Genomic DNA, 15,168 nt, shown 5'->3' on the forward strand with positions numbered 1-15,168 from the left:
ATCACTCCTCGCGGCTGAGGCGACGGGTCAGGCGCATCGACAGTGCATAGGGCAAGGCGCGGATCACCTTCAGCGAGCGGGTCAGGCGGTGGGGGAAGTGGATCTCGAAGCTGCCGCCGTTCAGGCCCTTCATGATGGCCTTGGCGGCTTCCTCGGGCTTGATAATGGCGGGCATCTTGAAGTCGTTCTTTTCCGTCAGGCGCGTTTCCACAAAACCCGGACAGATCAAACGGATATCCAGATCGGTGCGTTCCGCCCGCAGCGATTCGGCCAGATTGATGACCCCCGCCTTGGAGGCTGAATAGATCTGCCCCTGCGGCAGGCCGACATAACCTGCAACCGATCCGGTCAGCGCCAGTTGCCCGCCCTTGCGCAGGACCTTGGGCCCGATCTGGGCGATGTGAAAGCTGCCGGTCAGGTTCACGGTGACGATTTGGGCCGCCTTGTCGGGGTCCAGATCGGCGATGCGGCCCGGGTCGTACATGGCGGCCAGATGAACGATGCGGTCCACGGGGCCTTCGGCGGTGATGGCATCGGCGGCGGTCTGAATGCTGGCCCGGTCGGCCACATCCAGCACCTGTACACTAGCGTTGCCCAGTTGCGCGGCCAGCTTTTCCAGCGGCTCGCGGCTGCGGGCGGACAGGATCACATGCGCGCCCTTGGCCGACCACGCCTTGGCCAGCGCCTGCCCGATGCCGTCGCTGGCGCCGATGATCCAGATGCGTTCGGGGGTCTTGTCGCTGCTCATATCCGGCCCTTCCGGTGAAATTGGATCAGCAGGCCGATGGCCAGCGCACGCAGCACCAGCGGCAGGCCCGCATAGGTCCAACGCAGCGCGTCCAGCGCCTGTTCCGGATTGGGCGCAGCGGGCCGGAACCCCGCCTGTGCCAGCAGCGGCAGCGCAATCGCCCCCGCCAGTGCCAGCGCCGCCTTGGTCAGGAATGCCAGCCCTGCGTGGGCGCGCGTGGCGGCCCCCGCACTGCCCGTGGCGCCGATCCGCGCCGAGAGGATCGCTGGCGGCAGGACCAGATCGGCCCCAAAGGTCAGACCCGTCAGCAGGCAGATGACAAAGAACAGCCCCACCGTTCCCGGCCCAAGCGCCAATGCGCTGGCAAAGCCCGCGACCGACAGGATCAGCGCACCCGTCCAGACGCGCACGGCCCCGAAGCGCCCTGCCAGATGGCTGGCAAGCGCGGCCCCCGGCAAAGCGGCCACGAAATAGGCCAGCAGGAAGACCCCGGCCAGATCCTCGGCCCCCAGCAGGTCGCGGACCAGCATCAGGATTAACGCGGCAGGAAAGGCCGCCGACAGCAGGACCAGCCCCGCAACGGCATAGAAAGGGGCGAACGTCCGCAGGCTTGGCTGTGCCGCGTCCGGGGCGGCCGTCAGATCGAACCGCGCTGTTGATTGCCAGCGCAAGAACAGGGGCAGGCAGATCGCCATGCCGACCGCCAGAACCGCCGCCAGCGCCAGCAGCGACGCCTGACGGCCCACCGCGACCGCCAGCCCCGCAGGCAGCGAGACTGCTAAGATTAGCCCCGCCAGACCGAAGCCTTCGCGAAAACCGCTGATGCGGGCCTTGGCGGCGGGGGCGTCGCGCCAGACGCCGCCATAGGTCATCAGGTTCACGGAAATCAGACTGTGTCCCAAGCTAGCCAGCACCATCATCAGCGCGAACCAGACCAGCAGGGGCAGGCCCATGGGGGTGAACAGCCCCGCGACTCCGGCGACCAGCGCCACCGCGCCCGCCACCATCATCGCGGGCCGCGCATGGGGCCAGCGGTCGCCCGCCCAACCGACCAACGGGTCCTGCACGGCATCGACGGCCCGCAGCGCGGCCAGCACGATGCCAAGGGCAGCCAGCCCCACGCCCAGATCGGCGGCATAATAATCGGGCGCGTGGATGTACAGCGGTAAGCCACCAAAGGCCAAGGGTGCTGCCAGCGCACCATAGGCCAGAACCTCGGCCCGCGGAGGGTCCGCTGGCCGAAGGGGATCACGCATGGGCAAGGCGGTACTGGATCACGTCGGTGCGGCCAACTTCGAACGACGCCGCGCAGGCGGCCAGATAGAAGCGCCAGACGCGGATGAAGGCATCGTCGAAGCCTAGGCTGCGGATCTGCGGCAGGGCAGCGTCGAAGCGCACCAGCCATTCGCGCAAGGTGCGGGCATAGTCGCGGCCAAAGCCGAAGCTGTCCTCGACCCGCAGGCCGGCGCGGGCGGCCTCAGCTTGGAAACGCGTGGGCGAGGGCAGCATGCCGCCGGGGAAGATAAAGCTGCGGATCATGTCCGGGCCGCTGCGATAACGTTCAAAGTATCGGTCGGCGACGGTGATCGTCTGGATCATCGCGCGGCCCTTGTCGGCCAGCACATGGCCCAGCTTGCCGAAATAGACCGGCCAGAACTTTTCACCCACAGCCTCGAACATCTCGATCGAGACGACGTGGTCGTATTTCCCGGCCTCGTCGCGGTAATCCTGCAGCGCGATATCGGCACCTTGGCCCAGACGGTTGCGGGCGTATTCCGCCTGTTCGACCGACAGGGTCAGACCCTTGGGCGCGAAATCACCGCGTGCCATGGCGCGTTCGGCGAAGCCGCCCCATCCGCAGCCGACCTCCAGCAAACGACCCGAATTGCCCGACAGATTGTCGATGATGCGGTCGTATTTGCGGTGCTGGGCCGCCGTCAGATCGTCGCCCGGCGCATAGATGCCCGAGCTGTAGGTCATGCTGTCATCCAGCCAAAGGCCATAGAACTGGTTGCCCAGATCGTAATGCGCCTGAATGTTGCGACGCGACCCGGCCTTGGTGTTGCGGTTGAAGAAATAGAGCGCCTTGGTCGCCATCGCCTGCAACCGGTTGCCATAGATATAGCGGTCCAGCACGTCCTCGTTCAGCAGGGCAACGGTCAGCAAAGCCTCAAGATCGGGGGTGTCGCACCAGCCGTCGCGATAGGCTTCGGTCATGCCGATATCGCCCTTGGCCGCCAATGCGGGCACCATGCGCCAGTCGTGGATGATCAGCTGCGCATCGGGGCCGGGATGCACACCGCCAAAGGCATGGATCGCCCCGTCAGGCGTGGTGATGGTCAGCGTGCCGCGTTCGATACGCTCGGCGGTTTCCAGAAACTGGCGTGACAGTCGTCCTTGCAGCAGCATCGTGATTGGTCATCCCCTGTCGTGTGATCCCTTGCCACGATCCAACGTGGCCGCGTCCGAGACCTTGACGGCCTTCTGCACGGGCTTGTTCAAATAACGGACGCCGCGCCTGAAAAGTTGCGCGGCCTGCCAGTGGATCAGTGCCATGATCCGCTGTGCCTGAAACGGGTGGCGCAGGGCGGCGGCGCGGACGGCGCGCGGCGTTATCGCCCGCGCCGGTCCAACCATCGACGTCCCCAGCCGCACCGCCCCATCCGCGCCGATCCAGTTGACCCAAGCACCGAAACGGTCCGGCCCCGCGTCAAAGCGGAACACGTAATGCCCCGACCGCGGTAGGAAGGGAGAGACATGGAACAGCTTGTCCCCCGTCATCCGGTCGCTGTTGGTGATGGGTCCCAGATCGGGGCGGTGGCACAGATAGAGATGACGTTCGCCAAAGGTGTTCGACACCTCGGCCAGCACTGCGCGCAGATCGCCTGCATTATCGCGGCACAGCCAGAAGCTGACCGGATTGAAGCCGTAACCCGAAGTGCGCGGCGTAGTGACCAGCGTGACGTGGCGGGCGTCCGACAGACCCGCAGGTTCCAGCAGCCCCATGATGAAGCCCTGCAACGACGACCCGTCCCGCGCGCCGAAATCACGGCGACGCAGCTGCCATGGGGATGCGCGATCCACCGCGACGGGCAGGTCGCCCGCGTCGAAGCCGGTCACTGGCACCGCCAGATAGATCGCCCGATAGCGGAAATCACGCGCCACATCGCCCCGCCGGCCATGCCAGATGCGGGTGTCGATCAGCGCGCCTTCCCACAGATCGATCATGCAGCCTGTGCCTCCTCGGCCCATGGGTCCAGCCCAAGGGGCCATTCGATCCCCATCGCCTGTGCCACGCGCAGGGCGGACAGCAGGCCATCCTCGTGGAAACCATAGCGCGTCCAGGCGCCGGCGTGATAGACCCCGCCGCGCCCCTGGATCGAGGGCAACCTCAGCTGCGCGGCCATGGCGGCATCGTCGAACTGCGGATGGGCCAGCATCGCCTGATCATGGATCTCGCGCGGTTCGAATTCCGGATTCAGCGTCACGATCAGCGGTTTCGGCGTATCCAGATTCTGCAGGCGGTTCATCCAATAGGACAAGCTGATCGGCCGGTCGGCCACAGGACGCTTTTCCTGCGTGATGTAATTCCACGACGCCCATGCTGCGCGGCGACGCGGCATCAGGCGTTCGTCCGAATGCAGCACCATGCGGTTGGGCTGGGTGCGGAAGGCGCCAAGAATGGCCCGCTCCTGCGCGTCGGGATGATCCAGCATCGCAAGGTTCTGGGGCGCATGGGCGGCCATGACGACGCGGTCGAATTCCTGCGGGCCGTTGGGGGTGACGATAGTGACCCCCTGCGCGTGACGGATGACCTTGAAGACCGGCGCCCCCAGGCGGACCTTGCCGCGCATGCCCTCGATGATCGCCCGCACATAGGCGCGCGACCCGCCCGTCACCGTCAGCCAGTCGGGCTGGCCGCTGACCGACAGCAGGCCATGGTTATCGAAGAAGCGCACGAAGCTGGCGGCCGGAAAATCCAGCATGCCGCCCGCGGGCGTTGACCAGATCGCGCCGGAAATCGGCTGCAGGAACATCTCGCGGAAATCACGGCCAAGGCGCAGCTGATCCAGCATGTCGCCAAGCGTCAGCCCGCTGGACTGAAACTCGTTGGCGCTGCGGAAAAACCGCAGAATGTCGCGCAGCATGATCAGGTGACGCGGGTCCAGCGCGCGGATCTTCTGGGCAAACAGCGCCGCCGTCGTGGCCGTCCCGTATTCATAGCGCCCGCCCCCGAAGCTGGCCGAAAACGTCATGTCGGACTTTTCCAAGGCCACGCCCAGATGTTCAAGCATCGGGATGAACAGCGGATAGGTCCGGCGGTTGCAGACGATGAAGCCGGTATCGACGGGGGTGCCCAGCGCCTCGACGGTGCGGGCATGGCCGCCGGGGCGGGTCTCGGCCTCGAACAGGGTCACGTCGTGATGCGGGTCCAGCAGCCAGGCGGCCCCCAGCCCCGAGATGCCACCCCCGATGACGGCGATGCGGGCGCGGGGACCCGGACTGGACATGCGGGGGGCGGGGCGGAACTGGGAAGGGTCGGTCACGGTCTGTCTCCTGCTCTTGGTGCCAAGACACGGACAGGGCCGGGAAAAGGTTGCACCTTGCGACTTCGGTCGGTGGGGGGCGGAAAGTCAACCGCGATTGCGCGAACCCATTGAAAGCGCGAAACTGTTGCCATGTTGGGGTGAAACCTGCATTGATGGGAACCACCACCGGACCCGCCGCGACAACCCGCCGCGGCAAGTTGCGGCAAGATGCGGACGAACATGACGCTTAAGGAATTCGCCAAGCTGGTCGGCATGTCGCAGACCACCGTCAGCCGGGCCCTGAACGGCCACCCCGAGGTCAACGAACGTACCCGTGCCCGCCTGACCGAGGCCGCGCGCCTGCACGGCTACAGCCCCAATGCCCATGCGCGTTTCCTGGCCACGGGCCACGCCAGCATCATCGGCTGCGTGATCCCGGTGACTGGCCGGAACGAGATCGTGAACCCGATCTATGCCGATTTCCTGGCCGGCGTGGGCGAGGAATGTGCCGCCCGCCGCTTTGACATCAACCTGTCGATGGTGCCCGACGACGATCAGGCGCAGGCCTATCGCGGGTTGAAGTCCAAGGGGCTGATCAGCGGTGTCATCGTCCAGTTCCCCCGCCATGACGACACGCGGCTGGCGCTGCTGGACAGCATCGGCCTGCCCTATGTGGTGCATGGGCGCGTCAGCGGGCATTCGGGGCCGTATTCCTGGGTGGATGTGAACAACCAGCGCGCCTTCGAACGCGCGGCGGGTTTCCTGCTGCAGCTGGGGCATCGGCGCATCGCCCTGTTGAACGGGGACGAACGTCTGGATTTCGCCCACCGCCGTCGGCAGGGGTATCAAAAGGCGCTGCGCGACGCGGGGCTGACACCCGATCCCGAACTGATGTTTTCGGCCGAGATGACGGCGGCCTATGGCTATGCGCAGGCGTTGCGGCTGCTGGATATGCCCGAACCGCCGACGGCCATCCTTTGCGCGGCCACGACCATCGCCACCGGCATCCGTCAGGCGGTCGAGGAACGCGGCATCGTTTTGGGCCGCGACCTGTCGGTGGTGACCTTCGACGACGACCTGTCCTATTACGCCAATCGCGACACGGTGCCGTTTTTCACCGCGATGCGGTCGCCTGTGCGATTGGCGGGTCAGCGTTGTGCCGCGCGGCTGATCGAACGCGTCGCCGACAAGACCGCCCCCCCGACCGAGGAACTGCTGGAGGCCGAACTGGTCGTTGGCCGCTCGACCGCCCCGCCCGCGTCCTGAGGGAGGTTCAGGTCAGAACCTGCGCCGCCGCATCGCGCAATGCGGCTTCATGGCCCGTGCCAAGAATCTGACCCTCGGCCATCAGGTCGGTGATGCGGGGATCGGGGGCGAAGATCGGCAGCAGCGCATCCGCGTCATCCAACCGCCGCAGTGCCTGAGCCAGCACCGTCACCTGCGCTTGATCCGGACAGTCGAACCCCGACGCCCCCCGCAGCTGCCCCCCGATGATCGAGGGATAGACCTCGGCCAGCACCACCGGCGCATCCTGCCAGTCCTGAAAAGGCCAGACGCGGGCATCCTGCCGGTCGCGCAGCCGGGCCAGCCAGGGAATCCCCGTCAGGCTTTGCGCCCCGACGCTGCCTGCGCCGGCCAGCTGGAAGGGTGATTTGGGGCGGGCGCCGGTGATGGTGGCTTCGGTCGCGCGATGTTCGGGCAGATCGGGGTGGGCAGGCGGCTTCAGGCGCGGCAGATCCGCAATCTGCTGCTTGCGCCCGTTGCCCCAAAAGACCGGCCTGCCGATCTGCCGGTTCATCTGCGCCGCCAGATCGCGATAGTTGCTGGCGTTGCGGTCGTCATCCTGATGCAGCGCCGCCAGATGGTCCCACAGCGCCATGGCGGCAGCTTGCCCCGTGACCATCGCGGCCACGCCTGAGGGATGCCCAAAGGCGAAATCGACGCCGATCAGCACCCGCTGCCCCGCATTGCGGGCGCGCGACAGCTGGCAGCCCAGCAGCTTCCAGGCACGTTTGCGGGTTTCGGGATTCAGCGCTTCGTCACCATCGCTGCCGATCCAGATAGAGTTCGCACCCCGGCAGGGCGTCCCCGCCGCCGACCAGTTGACGATCAGGATGCGGTCAAAGCGCGGCAAGCTGCGCCTCGGTTCGGGTCAGGTCATCGGGCGTATTGATATTGGCGAATGGATCATGCGGCATGGCATCCCAGACCGCCTGCACCGCCCCGTGTCGCGCGGTAAAGCTGCGCACGCGGCCCTGTCCCTGCGCCAGCGTCGCGCGCAGATCATCACGCAGATCCACCGGCCACATCCCGAAGGTCGGATGGTCGCGCAGCACCCCGCCATCCCGCGTCGCCGCCAGCGCTAGCCCCGCAGGCACCGCGGCTCGCGTCAGTCCCGCCACCAGATCGCGTGGAAACAGCGGGGTGTCCCCCGCCACCGTCACCACCTGCGCCGCCCCCTGCGAGGCCGCCCATTCCATCGCCACCAGAATCCCCGCCAGCGGGCCGGGGTATTCGGGCAGGCTGTCGGGCAGGACCGGCAGGCCGTATTGCGCAAAGCGGGCCGGATCGCCATTCGCGTTCAGCGCCACCGGACTACCCTGTCCCTGCAGGCGGTCCAGAATGATCGACAGCAGCGTCTGGCCGCGCAGCAGCAGCAATGGCTTGTCCTGACCGCCCATCCGGGTGGCCCGACCGCCTGCAAGAATGACGATTGGCATGTTCATGGGCAATCCTTGACGTGGGCGGGCCGCCAAGACAAGGGGCGGCCCGCGCCTATTCTTGACATCTTTACTAGGATTACGGTATCGGCTTTCGAAACGCAGCCCTCTGGCCCCCTTCCATCCCTGCGGTCGTGCACCGCCCAAGCATCAGGAACCGACCCATGACCGATCTCGGGACGACACTGGCCGCCATTCCCCTTTTCGCGATGATCCGGGACGGCGGCTGGACGATGTGGCTGATCGCGGCGCTCTCGGTGATCCTGCTGGCGGTGGTGCTGTGGAAGGTGCTGTCGCTGTGGCGGCTGGGGGTCTGGGGCGGCAGCCATTCACGCCGCGCGCTGGAGCTTTGGGCGCAGGGCGACCGCCGCGCCGCGCTGGATCAGGTGCGGGGCCGTCCCTCGGCGCGGGCGCGTGTGGCGCAGGCGGCCATCGGCACCTCGCTGGACCCGGCCTTCGACGATCAGGCCGCGCGTGAGGAAACCGCCCGCGTCGCCCGCCAGACACTGTACCGTTCGCGTGAAGGCCTGCGCGCGCTGGAGCTGATCGCCACAATCGCACCGTTGCTGGGCCTTTTGGGCACGGTGCTGGGCATGATCTCGGCGTTTCAGGTGCTGCAGACGTCGGGCAATCAGGCCGACCCGTCGGATCTGGCGGGCGGCATCTGGGTCGCGCTGCTGACCACGGCGGCGGGCATGGCCGTGGCCATTCCGGCGGGCGTGGCGCTGTCGTGGTTCGAAAGCATCAGCGACCGCCTGCAATCCGACCTTGAAGACCTGGCCACCCGCGTCTTCGTCAAGCGCGATGCCGCCCCTGCCCGCGCCAAGCTGCTGCAGGCCGCGGAATGACCGAGGACGGTTTCGATCTGGGGCCAAGGCGGCACCCGCGTCGGATGTCGCTGACGCCGATGATCGATGTCGTCTTCCTGCTGCTGATCTTCTTCATGCTGGCATCGCGCTTTGGCATGGATGTCGCGCTGCCCATCGCGGGCGGTGCCGAGGGCGGGGCCACCGAATGGCAGGGCGCCCCCCGTCTGGTCGATGTGACCCCCGATACGGTGCTGCTGAACGGCACGACTACCGCCCCGCCCGACCTTGCCGCCGCCGTTGCCGAACTGCTGCCCAAACCCGGCGATGCCGTAATCCTTCGCCCGCGCGACGGGGCCGACCTGCAGCGGCTGGTGGCCGTGATGGACCTGCTGCGCGCAGGCGGCGTCACCAATATGATCCTGGTGGAATAGCTCATGCATATCGACATGCCCAAGCGCCGGCCGCGCGGCGAATTGATCATCCCCATGATCAACGTCGTCTTCCTGCTGCTGATCTTCTTCCTGCTGACGGCGCAGATCTCGCCCTCGACGCCCTTTCCGGTGGCGCCACCCGACAGCAGTTCGGACATCCGCACGCAGGCGCAGGACGTGCTTTACGTCTCGGCCACGGGCGAACTTGCCTGGAACGAGGCGCGGGGCGAGGACGTCTGGCCGCTGATCGCGGCACGCACTGACGATGGCCCGGTGCAGATCCGCGCCGATGCCTCGGCCCCGGCGGCCAGGCTGGCGGCCCATCTCAAACAGCTGCGACAGGCGACGGACGCCGGGGCGCAGCTTGTGGTCAACAAGGGCCAGCCATGATCTCGCGTCGCACCTTCGAAACGGCGGGCTTCTTCACCATCGCCGCCGCGCTGCATGTCTCGGCGGCGGCGCTGATGCTGCCGCAGGATCAGTTGGAACGGGGCGAGGCGATGGATGCGCCCCCCGCAACCCTGTCCGCCGGCGGCCCCGAAGCGCAGGCCTTGGTCGAGGCGTGGGAGACCGAGCCCGAAACCGCCGAACAGCCCGAACAGGCGCAGCCGGAACCCGAGACACCCGACCTGCCGGACACTGCGGCCGACGACGCCCCCGATCTGGCCGCCCTGCCCGACATGGCCCCACCCATGCCCGAGGCCGCACGCCCGAACCTGCCGCCGCCCGAAACGCGGATCGATCCGGCGACGCTGGACCTGCCGGAACTGAAGCCGATGTCCCCGCCCCAGATCCAGCCCGAGACGGCACTGGCATCCTCGGACCGTCCCGATCGCAAGCCGGCCCGTCCCAAGCCGCAGGTTCAGGCCAAGGCCAAGCCCAAGGCGGCACCCGCGCCCCAACGCAGCGAACCCGCCCCTGCAAAGGCCGCCCAAGCCCAACCCGCGCGCCGTCAGGGCAATGGCGGGCAGTCGCAAGGGTCAAGCCAGGGTGGCGGAGGCGGCGGCATCAGCGCCCAGACCCGCGCCAATCTGACGGCGCAATGGGGTGCGCAGATCAATCGTTGTCTGTCGCGGCAATTGTCGCGGATCAGCGGCGGTCGCGGCCAGCAGGTGTACATCGACGTCACCGTCGCCCGCAGCGGACAGGTGCAGCGTGCCGCGCTGGCCGGTTCGACGGGGAATGCGCGGGTCGATCAGCAGATCCAGCGCGCGTTGCAGCGCACCGGCAGCTGTCCGGCGGCACCGGCGGGGCTGACCAAGGCCTCGGTCCCCTTCCGCCAGCCTTTCGTCCTGCGCTGAGGTCGCGCCTCAGGCGTGATGCAGAACCAGCGGGCGGTCCTTGTGCCGCCCGACGCTGATCGGCGCATCGTAAAGGTCTGACAGCACGGCTTCGGTCAGCACATCGTCCGGGGCACCCTCGGCCACGATGCGGCCTTCCTTCATGGCGATGACATGATCGGCCCAGGCTGCGGCATAGTTGATCTCATGCACGACCAACCCGACGCTGCGGCCCTGCCGGTCAACCAGATCGCGCAGCCGCGCCATCAGCGCACGGGCATGGGCCATATCAAGGTTGTTCAGAGGTTCGTCCAGCAGCAGCCATTCGGTATCCTGCGCGAAGGCCATGGCGATATGGGCGCGCTGTGCCTGACCGCCCGAAACCTCGTCCAGAAAGCGGTTCTCCAGCTTGCTCAGCGCAAAGGCGTCGATGGCCTGCGCCACCTTGGCACGGTCCCCCGCGCCGGGACGGCCCTGATGATGCGGCCAGCGGCCAAAGGCCACCAGCTCGCACAGGCGCAACCGGCTGGCGATGGCGGTCTGCTGGCCAAGGATTGCCATGACGCGGGCCAGATCGGCGGTAGGGGTCTGGGCCACGTCGTGACCGGCCACGGTGATGGCACCCTGTTGCAGGGGCTCCAACCGGCCGACAAGGCGCAGCAGCGTCGATTTCCCCGCGCCGTTCGGCCCGATCAGCGCCGTCAGCTTGCCCTTGGGAAAACGGGTCGAGATGTCGTGCAGGATCTGCGTCCCGCCGATCTTGTGGCCAAGATTGCTGATCTGGATCATCGGATACGGCCTTTCAGCAAAAGATACAGGAAGAACAGCCCGCCCGCGAATTCGACCACGACGGAAAGGGTGGCGGCCTGGCCCAGGATACGCTCGAACAGCCATTGGCCGCCGACCAGCAGGATGGCCGCGATCAGCCCCGCCGCCGGGATCAGCCCCGCGTGACGCGCGCTTTGCATCGCCCCATGCGCCAGCCCCGCGACGATCAGCCCGAAGAAGGCCACCGGCCCCACCAGCGCGGTCGAAACCGACACCAGCATTGCCACCAGCGCCAGCGTGCCCATCACCAGCGCGCGATACCGCAGCCCAAGCGAAACGGCGGATTCGCGTCCCAGTGCCAGCACGTCCAGCTGCGGCGACAGTCGGATGGCGGCCGCGACCGCCGCCGCTGTCAGCAGCCCCGCGACGGGCAGCAGCGCCGCATCGACGCGGTTGAAGCTGGCAAAGCTGACCGCCTGCACCACGGCGAATTCATTGGGGTCCAGCACGCGGCCCAGAAAGCCGGAAACCGACCGGAACAGCACGCCCAGAATCACCCCGGTCAGGATCATCCGCGGAATGTCGCGCGCGCCCTTGGCCAGCAGCGTGCCGAACAGCACCACGGCCAGCGCGGTCATCACGCCGACATCGATGCCGAACTTTAGATTGCCCGGCAGACCCGCGAAACCGGCGTTGCCCAGCAGAACGATCATCAGCGTCTGCATCAGCACGTAGAGCGCGTCGAACCCCATGATCGACGGCGTCAGCACCCGGTTCGCCGCCACCGTCTGGAACAGCACCGTGGCCACGCCGATGGCCACGGCCACCGTGACCAGCGCCGCCAGCTTGGTTGCGCGCAGCGACAGGATGAAACCGCGGTTGCCCGCCCCAAGCCCCTGAAACATCCACAGCGCCGACAGCCCCGCCAGCAGCAGGGCCAGACCAGCCAGCATCAGCGTTGCGCGCCTATCCATGGGCGGGCCTGCGATGCAGCAGCCACAGGAACAGGGCCGCGCCCAGAATGCCCAGGATCATGCCCGCGGGCACCTCGTAGGGATAGATGACCAGCCGCCCCGCAAGGTCGCAGGCCAGAACCAGCACCGCCCCCGACAGCGCCACCACCGGCAGCGAGGCCCGCAGGTTGTCGCCCATGACGCGCGATACCAGGTTCGGCACCACCAGCCCGACGAAGGGGATCATGCCCACCGTGGTCACGACCATCGCCGTCACCACGGACACCACCGCCAGCCCAAGCCGCATGACCGAGGCCGTAGACAGCCCCAGCCCCGTCGCCACCTGTTCGCCTAGGCCCAGAATCGCAAAGCGGTCGGCGGCGAACCAAGCCAGCCCCGCCGCCCCTGCCGCGACCCACAGCAATTCGTAGCGCCCCGCGATGACGCCGGAAAATTCACCGCTCATCAGCCAGGTGCCGACATATTGCATCAGATCGGTCTGCCAGCCGATGAAGGTCACGATCGACCCCAGCACGCCCGACAGCACCAGCCCGGCAATGGGGATCAACATCACCTCACGCGCAGGAAGGCGGCGGATCACGCCCAAAAACAGCCATGTGGTCACCATCGCCGCAAGGCTGGCCGCGATCATGCGCACCCAGAGCGGGCTGGTCGGAAACAGGATGGTGACACCCAGCAGGCCAAGGGCCGCGCCCTCGGCGGTGCCGACGGTGTCGGGGCCGACAAAGCGGTTGCGCACCAGCGCCTGGATCAGCACGCCGGCCACCGACAGCGCGGCCCCAGTCAGGGCCACCGCCACCGTGCGCGGCAGACGTGATTCCAGCAGCACCAGCATCGCACGGCTGTCGCTGAAGATGTCGCGCAGATCGACATGGGCTGCTCCGACGGTCAGGCTGGCCAGCATCAGCGCGATCAGCGCCATCAGCAGAGCGGGCATCCGTCGCATCAGCTTGCGGGGCTGTCGGTCAGCGCCTTGGTCAGCTGGTCCAGCGTCGCGATCAGCGATCCATATCCGCCCGCCGCAATGTAATTCGCCGCCGGATCAAGATAGACGACCTGACCCTTGGACCAGGCCGTCGTGCCCGCCACCAGATCCGAGGTCAGCGTCGCCTTGGCACCCTGCCCGTCTTCGCCGATGGCAGCACCGCGGTCGACGACCAGCAGCCAGTCGGGATTGGCCTCGGCGATGAATTCATGGGTGATGGCCTGCCCGTGGGTGGCATTGTCCAGATGGGGCGCGGCCTCGGCCAGACCGGCGGCATCGAAGATCCAGCCAAAGCGCGAATCCTTGCCATAGGCCGACATCTTGGGACCGTTGGTCATCACGATCATCGCGTTGTCATGTCCCTCGGCGGCCTTTTTCAAGGTGGCCAGCTTGTCGTCCAGCGTGGCGTGCATCTGGGCGGCGCGGTCTTCCTTGCCGAACAGCGTGCCATAGGCGTCGATGCGGTCGCGGGCTTCGGGCAGCAGATCGGTGTCGATGGTCATGTCGATCGCGGTCGCCACCTGCGACACTGTCTGCAACTGGGTCGAGGACCGCCCGCCGACGATGACCAGATCGGGGGCCAACCCTGCCAGCGCTTCCAGATCGGGCTCGAACAACGTGCCGACATGGGCCGCATCCTTGGCCCCCTCGCGCAGCGCCGGAACCATGATCTCGTCGATGGTGCCCGCGGGCGTCACGCCCATCGCCTGCAACGTGTCCAGGGCGGCCATGTCATAGACGGCGACCGTCTGCGGCTTGGCAGGCAGTTCGACCGGACCCTGTGCGGTCTGGATGCTGACATCCTGGGCAAGGGCGGCAGAGGACAGGGTGACGGCCATCAGGCCGGACAGCGCGATGCGACGCATGGCAGATCCTTTCATTGACGCGCGCCGCTTATGCCTAAGGGTTGTCATGACGCGCAGGGCAAGGCCCTAGCCTGCCAGTGGACCAAGGTAAAGAATGCCCATTGGTTTTTGTCAGGTTATCGCGCCGATTTGTTGACAAATTTACTTTGCCGCCCTAGCTGACGGTCGATCGCCCCTGTTCCGGGGCCGGATGTCAAAGGATCCTGCCATGCAGATGACCGCAGATTTCGCCACCGAACGCGCAACGGGCCTGATGACCACGATGGGCAAGCACTTCGGCCACAAGATCCCCGTGACCATGGCCGACGACCACGTGATTCTGGGCTTTGAAATGGGCGACGCCCGCATCGCCACCACCACCGAAGGGCTGCACCTGTCGCTGCAGGGCAGTGACGCCGAGGCGCTGGAACGCCTGCGCGGTGTCGTCGAAAGCCACCTGCTGCGGTTCGCTCAGCGCGACGATCCGGCGCCGCTGGCCTGGTCCGCCCCCGCCTGATCGACTTCGGGATCAAGGGTCCGCAGGTGATCGTCCTGCGGGTCCCACACCACCTGCCATGCCCCCGTCTGGCCGCGCTTGTTCTTGGTCAGCGCCCATCGGTGGCTGGCCATGTCGCCGCCCGTGCCCGCCACCGGCCTGCAATGCCAGCGGCTTTCGGTGGCATTCGACCCCGCCCCTGCCCCGATCATCATCAGCCCCGTGGTGCGCCCGGCCTCTGCCGCCAGCTGCAGCCGCCGTCCGGCGGTCAGGGACAGCGGACGTTCGGGCTCGGCCAGGACGAAGCCGGTCAGGGGTGCGCGCAGGGTTTCCTCGACCGCCCACAGCAGATCGACCTCGGACCGGGCGCGGACCTGATAGAGGCGCGCGGCCAACCCCTCGGGCAGCGCGGCGGGCAGAAAGCCGCCCTGATCCCGCGCAGGCCGCACCCAGAACACCGGCCCCGCATGGCGGGCGGCCTGAAAGATGGCAAAGGCATGACGGCCCGCGCCCTCGACCTCATGGATGCGGGCGGGCACAAGCTGGAAGGGTGTCTGGTCGGGTGGCAGCATGGTGAACCTTG

The 15,168-nt window shown here is 67.3% G+C and carries 18 protein-coding genes; 6 read left to right on the forward strand and 12 right to left on the reverse strand.

The genetic code is table 11. From position 1 onward, the window contains the following. Nucleotide 1 precedes the first annotated feature (1 nt). Genes SJY40_RS12870 through SJY40_RS12890 form a run of 5 tightly spaced genes read right to left on the reverse strand, consistent with a single transcriptional unit; the run spans nucleotide 2 to nucleotide 5,295 of the window. Complete coding sequence (locus tag SJY40_RS12870; protein WP_378947082.1) at nucleotides 2-748, reverse strand: SDR family NAD(P)-dependent oxidoreductase; 747 nt, start codon at nucleotides 746-748, stop codon at nucleotides 2-4. After that, a complete protein-coding gene (locus SJY40_RS12875) occupies nucleotides 745-2,004 on the reverse strand; it encodes an MFS transporter (protein ID WP_378947085.1) in 1,260 nt (419 codons plus the stop codon). The genes SJY40_RS12870 and SJY40_RS12875 overlap by 4 nt, the downstream gene beginning before the upstream one ends. Then, nucleotides 1,997-3,157 (reverse strand): class I SAM-dependent methyltransferase, encoded by a 1,161-nt coding sequence (locus SJY40_RS12880; RefSeq protein WP_378947087.1) that lies wholly within the window; start codon nucleotides 3,155-3,157, stop codon nucleotides 1,997-1,999. The genes SJY40_RS12875 and SJY40_RS12880 overlap by 8 nt, the downstream gene beginning before the upstream one ends. A 9-nt stretch (nucleotides 3,158-3,166) precedes the next feature. Beyond that, nucleotides 3,167-3,976 (reverse strand): DUF1365 domain-containing protein, encoded by an 810-nt coding sequence (locus tag SJY40_RS12885; protein ID WP_378947090.1) that lies wholly within the window; start codon nucleotides 3,974-3,976, stop codon nucleotides 3,167-3,169. Further along, nucleotides 3,973-5,295, reverse strand: a complete 1,323-nt coding sequence (locus SJY40_RS12890) for an NAD(P)/FAD-dependent oxidoreductase (protein WP_378947093.1) — start codon at nucleotides 5,293-5,295, stop codon at nucleotides 3,973-3,975. Before SJY40_RS12890 ends, SJY40_RS12885 begins: the two co-directional genes overlap by 4 nt. Nucleotides 5,296-5,517: 222 nt before the next feature. On the opposite strand from SJY40_RS12890, the gene SJY40_RS12895 reads away from it, so the two are divergent. Further along, nucleotides 5,518-6,543, forward strand: a complete 1,026-nt coding sequence (locus tag SJY40_RS12895) for a LacI family DNA-binding transcriptional regulator (protein WP_378947096.1) — start codon at nucleotides 5,518-5,520, stop codon at nucleotides 6,541-6,543. Nucleotides 6,544-6,550: 7 nt separating this feature from the next. Here SJY40_RS12895 and SJY40_RS12900 read toward each other — a convergent pair whose 3' ends face one another. Together SJY40_RS12900 and mobA are read right to left on the reverse strand one after the other, a co-directional pair. Further along, nucleotides 6,551-7,411, reverse strand: a complete 861-nt coding sequence (locus SJY40_RS12900) for a hypothetical protein (protein ID WP_378947099.1) — start codon at nucleotides 7,409-7,411, stop codon at nucleotides 6,551-6,553. After that, on the reverse strand, nucleotides 7,398-8,003 hold the full coding sequence (gene mobA / locus SJY40_RS12905) for a molybdenum cofactor guanylyltransferase MobA (RefSeq protein ID WP_378947102.1): 606 nt from the start codon (nucleotides 8,001-8,003) through the stop codon (nucleotides 7,398-7,400). The genes SJY40_RS12900 and mobA overlap by 14 nt, the downstream gene beginning before the upstream one ends. A gap of 158 nt (nucleotides 8,004-8,161) precedes the next feature. Between mobA and SJY40_RS12910 the strand changes: the two genes are divergently transcribed. Genes SJY40_RS12910 through SJY40_RS12925 form a run of 4 tightly spaced genes read left to right on the forward strand, consistent with a single transcriptional unit; the run spans nucleotide 8,162 to nucleotide 10,538 of the window. Further along, the gene (locus SJY40_RS12910) at nucleotides 8,162-8,845 is read left to right on the forward strand and encodes a MotA/TolQ/ExbB proton channel family protein (RefSeq protein WP_378947105.1); all 684 of its coding nucleotides are present in this window, start codon (nucleotides 8,162-8,164) and stop codon (nucleotides 8,843-8,845) included. Continuing rightward, the gene (locus SJY40_RS12915; protein WP_378947108.1) at nucleotides 8,842-9,237 is read left to right on the forward strand and encodes an ExbD/TolR family protein; all 396 of its coding nucleotides are present in this window, start codon (nucleotides 8,842-8,844) and stop codon (nucleotides 9,235-9,237) included. The genes SJY40_RS12910 and SJY40_RS12915 overlap by 4 nt, the downstream gene beginning before the upstream one ends. Nucleotides 9,238-9,252: 15 nt before the next feature. Further along, nucleotides 9,253-9,627: a biopolymer transporter ExbD gene (locus tag SJY40_RS12920; protein WP_378947111.1), complete on the forward strand. Its 375-nt coding sequence runs from the start codon at nucleotides 9,253-9,255 to the stop codon at nucleotides 9,625-9,627. After that, nucleotides 9,624-10,538 carry a TonB family protein gene (locus tag SJY40_RS12925; RefSeq protein WP_378947114.1) on the forward strand — a complete coding sequence of 305 codons (915 nt, stop codon included), beginning with the start codon at nucleotides 9,624-9,626 and terminating at the stop codon, nucleotides 10,536-10,538. The genes SJY40_RS12920 and SJY40_RS12925 overlap by 4 nt, the downstream gene beginning before the upstream one ends. 9 nt (nucleotides 10,539-10,547) lie before the next feature. Here SJY40_RS12925 and SJY40_RS12930 read toward each other — a convergent pair whose 3' ends face one another. The 4 genes from SJY40_RS12930 to SJY40_RS12945 are packed head-to-tail and all read right to left on the reverse strand — an operon-like array spanning nucleotide 10,548 to nucleotide 14,110. Further along, on the reverse strand, nucleotides 10,548-11,306 hold the full coding sequence (locus tag SJY40_RS12930) for an ABC transporter ATP-binding protein (RefSeq protein WP_378947117.1): 759 nt from the start codon (nucleotides 11,304-11,306) through the stop codon (nucleotides 10,548-10,550). Next, nucleotides 11,303-12,259, reverse strand: a complete 957-nt coding sequence (locus SJY40_RS12935; protein ID WP_378947120.1) for an iron chelate uptake ABC transporter family permease subunit — start codon at nucleotides 12,257-12,259, stop codon at nucleotides 11,303-11,305. Before SJY40_RS12935 ends, SJY40_RS12930 begins: the two co-directional genes overlap by 4 nt. Next, nucleotides 12,252-13,205: an ABC transporter permease gene (locus tag SJY40_RS12940; protein WP_378947123.1), complete on the reverse strand. Its 954-nt coding sequence runs from the start codon at nucleotides 13,203-13,205 to the stop codon at nucleotides 12,252-12,254. The genes SJY40_RS12935 and SJY40_RS12940 overlap by 8 nt, the downstream gene beginning before the upstream one ends. After that, the gene (locus SJY40_RS12945; protein ID WP_378947126.1) at nucleotides 13,205-14,110 is read right to left on the reverse strand and encodes a siderophore ABC transporter substrate-binding protein; all 906 of its coding nucleotides are present in this window, start codon (nucleotides 14,108-14,110) and stop codon (nucleotides 13,205-13,207) included. The genes SJY40_RS12940 and SJY40_RS12945 overlap by 1 nt, the downstream gene beginning before the upstream one ends. 208 nt (nucleotides 14,111-14,318) lie before the next feature. Here SJY40_RS12945 and SJY40_RS12950 point away from each other — a divergent pair, with 208 nt between their 5' ends. Beyond that, nucleotides 14,319-14,606 carry a DUF2218 domain-containing protein gene (locus tag SJY40_RS12950; RefSeq protein WP_378947129.1) on the forward strand — a complete coding sequence of 96 codons (288 nt, stop codon included), beginning with the start codon at nucleotides 14,319-14,321 and terminating at the stop codon, nucleotides 14,604-14,606. Here the strand turns inward: SJY40_RS12950 and SJY40_RS12955 are convergent. Then, the gene (locus SJY40_RS12955; RefSeq protein WP_378947132.1) at nucleotides 14,561-15,157 is read right to left on the reverse strand and encodes an ImuA family protein; all 597 of its coding nucleotides are present in this window, start codon (nucleotides 15,155-15,157) and stop codon (nucleotides 14,561-14,563) included. The two genes, SJY40_RS12950 and SJY40_RS12955, sit on opposite strands and share 46 nt — an antisense overlap. Between the last annotated feature and the right edge of the window lie 11 nt (nucleotides 15,158-15,168).

Origin of the sequence: Paracoccus sp. R86501 (genome assembly GCF_042466435.1) — a bacterium.
Classification (GTDB): Bacteria; Pseudomonadota; Alphaproteobacteria; order Rhodobacterales; family Rhodobacteraceae; genus Paracoccus.

Excerpts from the sequence above, each read along its gene's own strand:
- SJY40_RS12915 (WP_378947108.1), top strand. The coding sequence starts at position 8,842 with ATGACCGAGGACGGTTTCGATCTGGGGCCAAGGCGGCACCCGCGTCGG.
- SJY40_RS12880 (WP_378947087.1), bottom strand. The coding sequence starts at position 3,157 with ATGCTGCTGCAAGGACGACTGTCACGCCAGTTTCTGGAAACCGCCGAG.
- SJY40_RS12875 (WP_378947085.1), bottom strand. The coding sequence starts at position 2,004 with ATGCGTGATCCCCTTCGGCCAGCGGACCCTCCGCGGGCCGAGGTTCTG.
- SJY40_RS12935 (WP_378947120.1), bottom strand. The coding sequence starts at position 12,259 with ATGGATAGGCGCGCAACGCTGATGCTGGCTGGTCTGGCCCTGCTGCTG.
- SJY40_RS12930 (WP_378947117.1), bottom strand. The coding sequence starts at position 11,306 with ATGATCCAGATCAGCAATCTTGGCCACAAGATCGGCGGGACGCAGATC.
- SJY40_RS12870 (WP_378947082.1), bottom strand. The coding sequence starts at position 748 with ATGAGCAGCGACAAGACCCCCGAACGCATCTGGATCATCGGCGCCAGC.
- SJY40_RS12945 (WP_378947126.1), bottom strand. The coding sequence starts at position 14,110 with ATGCGTCGCATCGCGCTGTCCGGCCTGATGGCCGTCACCCTGTCCTCT.
- SJY40_RS12940 (WP_378947123.1), bottom strand. The coding sequence starts at position 13,205 with ATGCGACGGATGCCCGCTCTGCTGATGGCGCTGATCGCGCTGATGCTG.
- SJY40_RS12910 (WP_378947105.1), top strand. The coding sequence starts at position 8,162 with ATGACCGATCTCGGGACGACACTGGCCGCCATTCCCCTTTTCGCGATG.
- SJY40_RS12895 (WP_378947096.1), top strand. The coding sequence starts at position 5,518 with ATGACGCTTAAGGAATTCGCCAAGCTGGTCGGCATGTCGCAGACCACC.
- SJY40_RS12950 (WP_378947129.1), top strand. The coding sequence starts at position 14,319 with ATGCAGATGACCGCAGATTTCGCCACCGAACGCGCAACGGGCCTGATG.
- SJY40_RS12925 (WP_378947114.1), top strand. The coding sequence starts at position 9,624 with ATGATCTCGCGTCGCACCTTCGAAACGGCGGGCTTCTTCACCATCGCC.
- SJY40_RS12885 (WP_378947090.1), bottom strand. The coding sequence starts at position 3,976 with ATGATCGATCTGTGGGAAGGCGCGCTGATCGACACCCGCATCTGGCAT.
- SJY40_RS12920 (WP_378947111.1), top strand. The coding sequence starts at position 9,253 with ATGCCCAAGCGCCGGCCGCGCGGCGAATTGATCATCCCCATGATCAAC.
- mobA (WP_378947102.1), bottom strand. The coding sequence starts at position 8,003 with ATGAACATGCCAATCGTCATTCTTGCAGGCGGTCGGGCCACCCGGATG.
- SJY40_RS12955 (WP_378947132.1), bottom strand. The coding sequence starts at position 15,157 with ATGCTGCCACCCGACCAGACACCCTTCCAGCTTGTGCCCGCCCGCATC.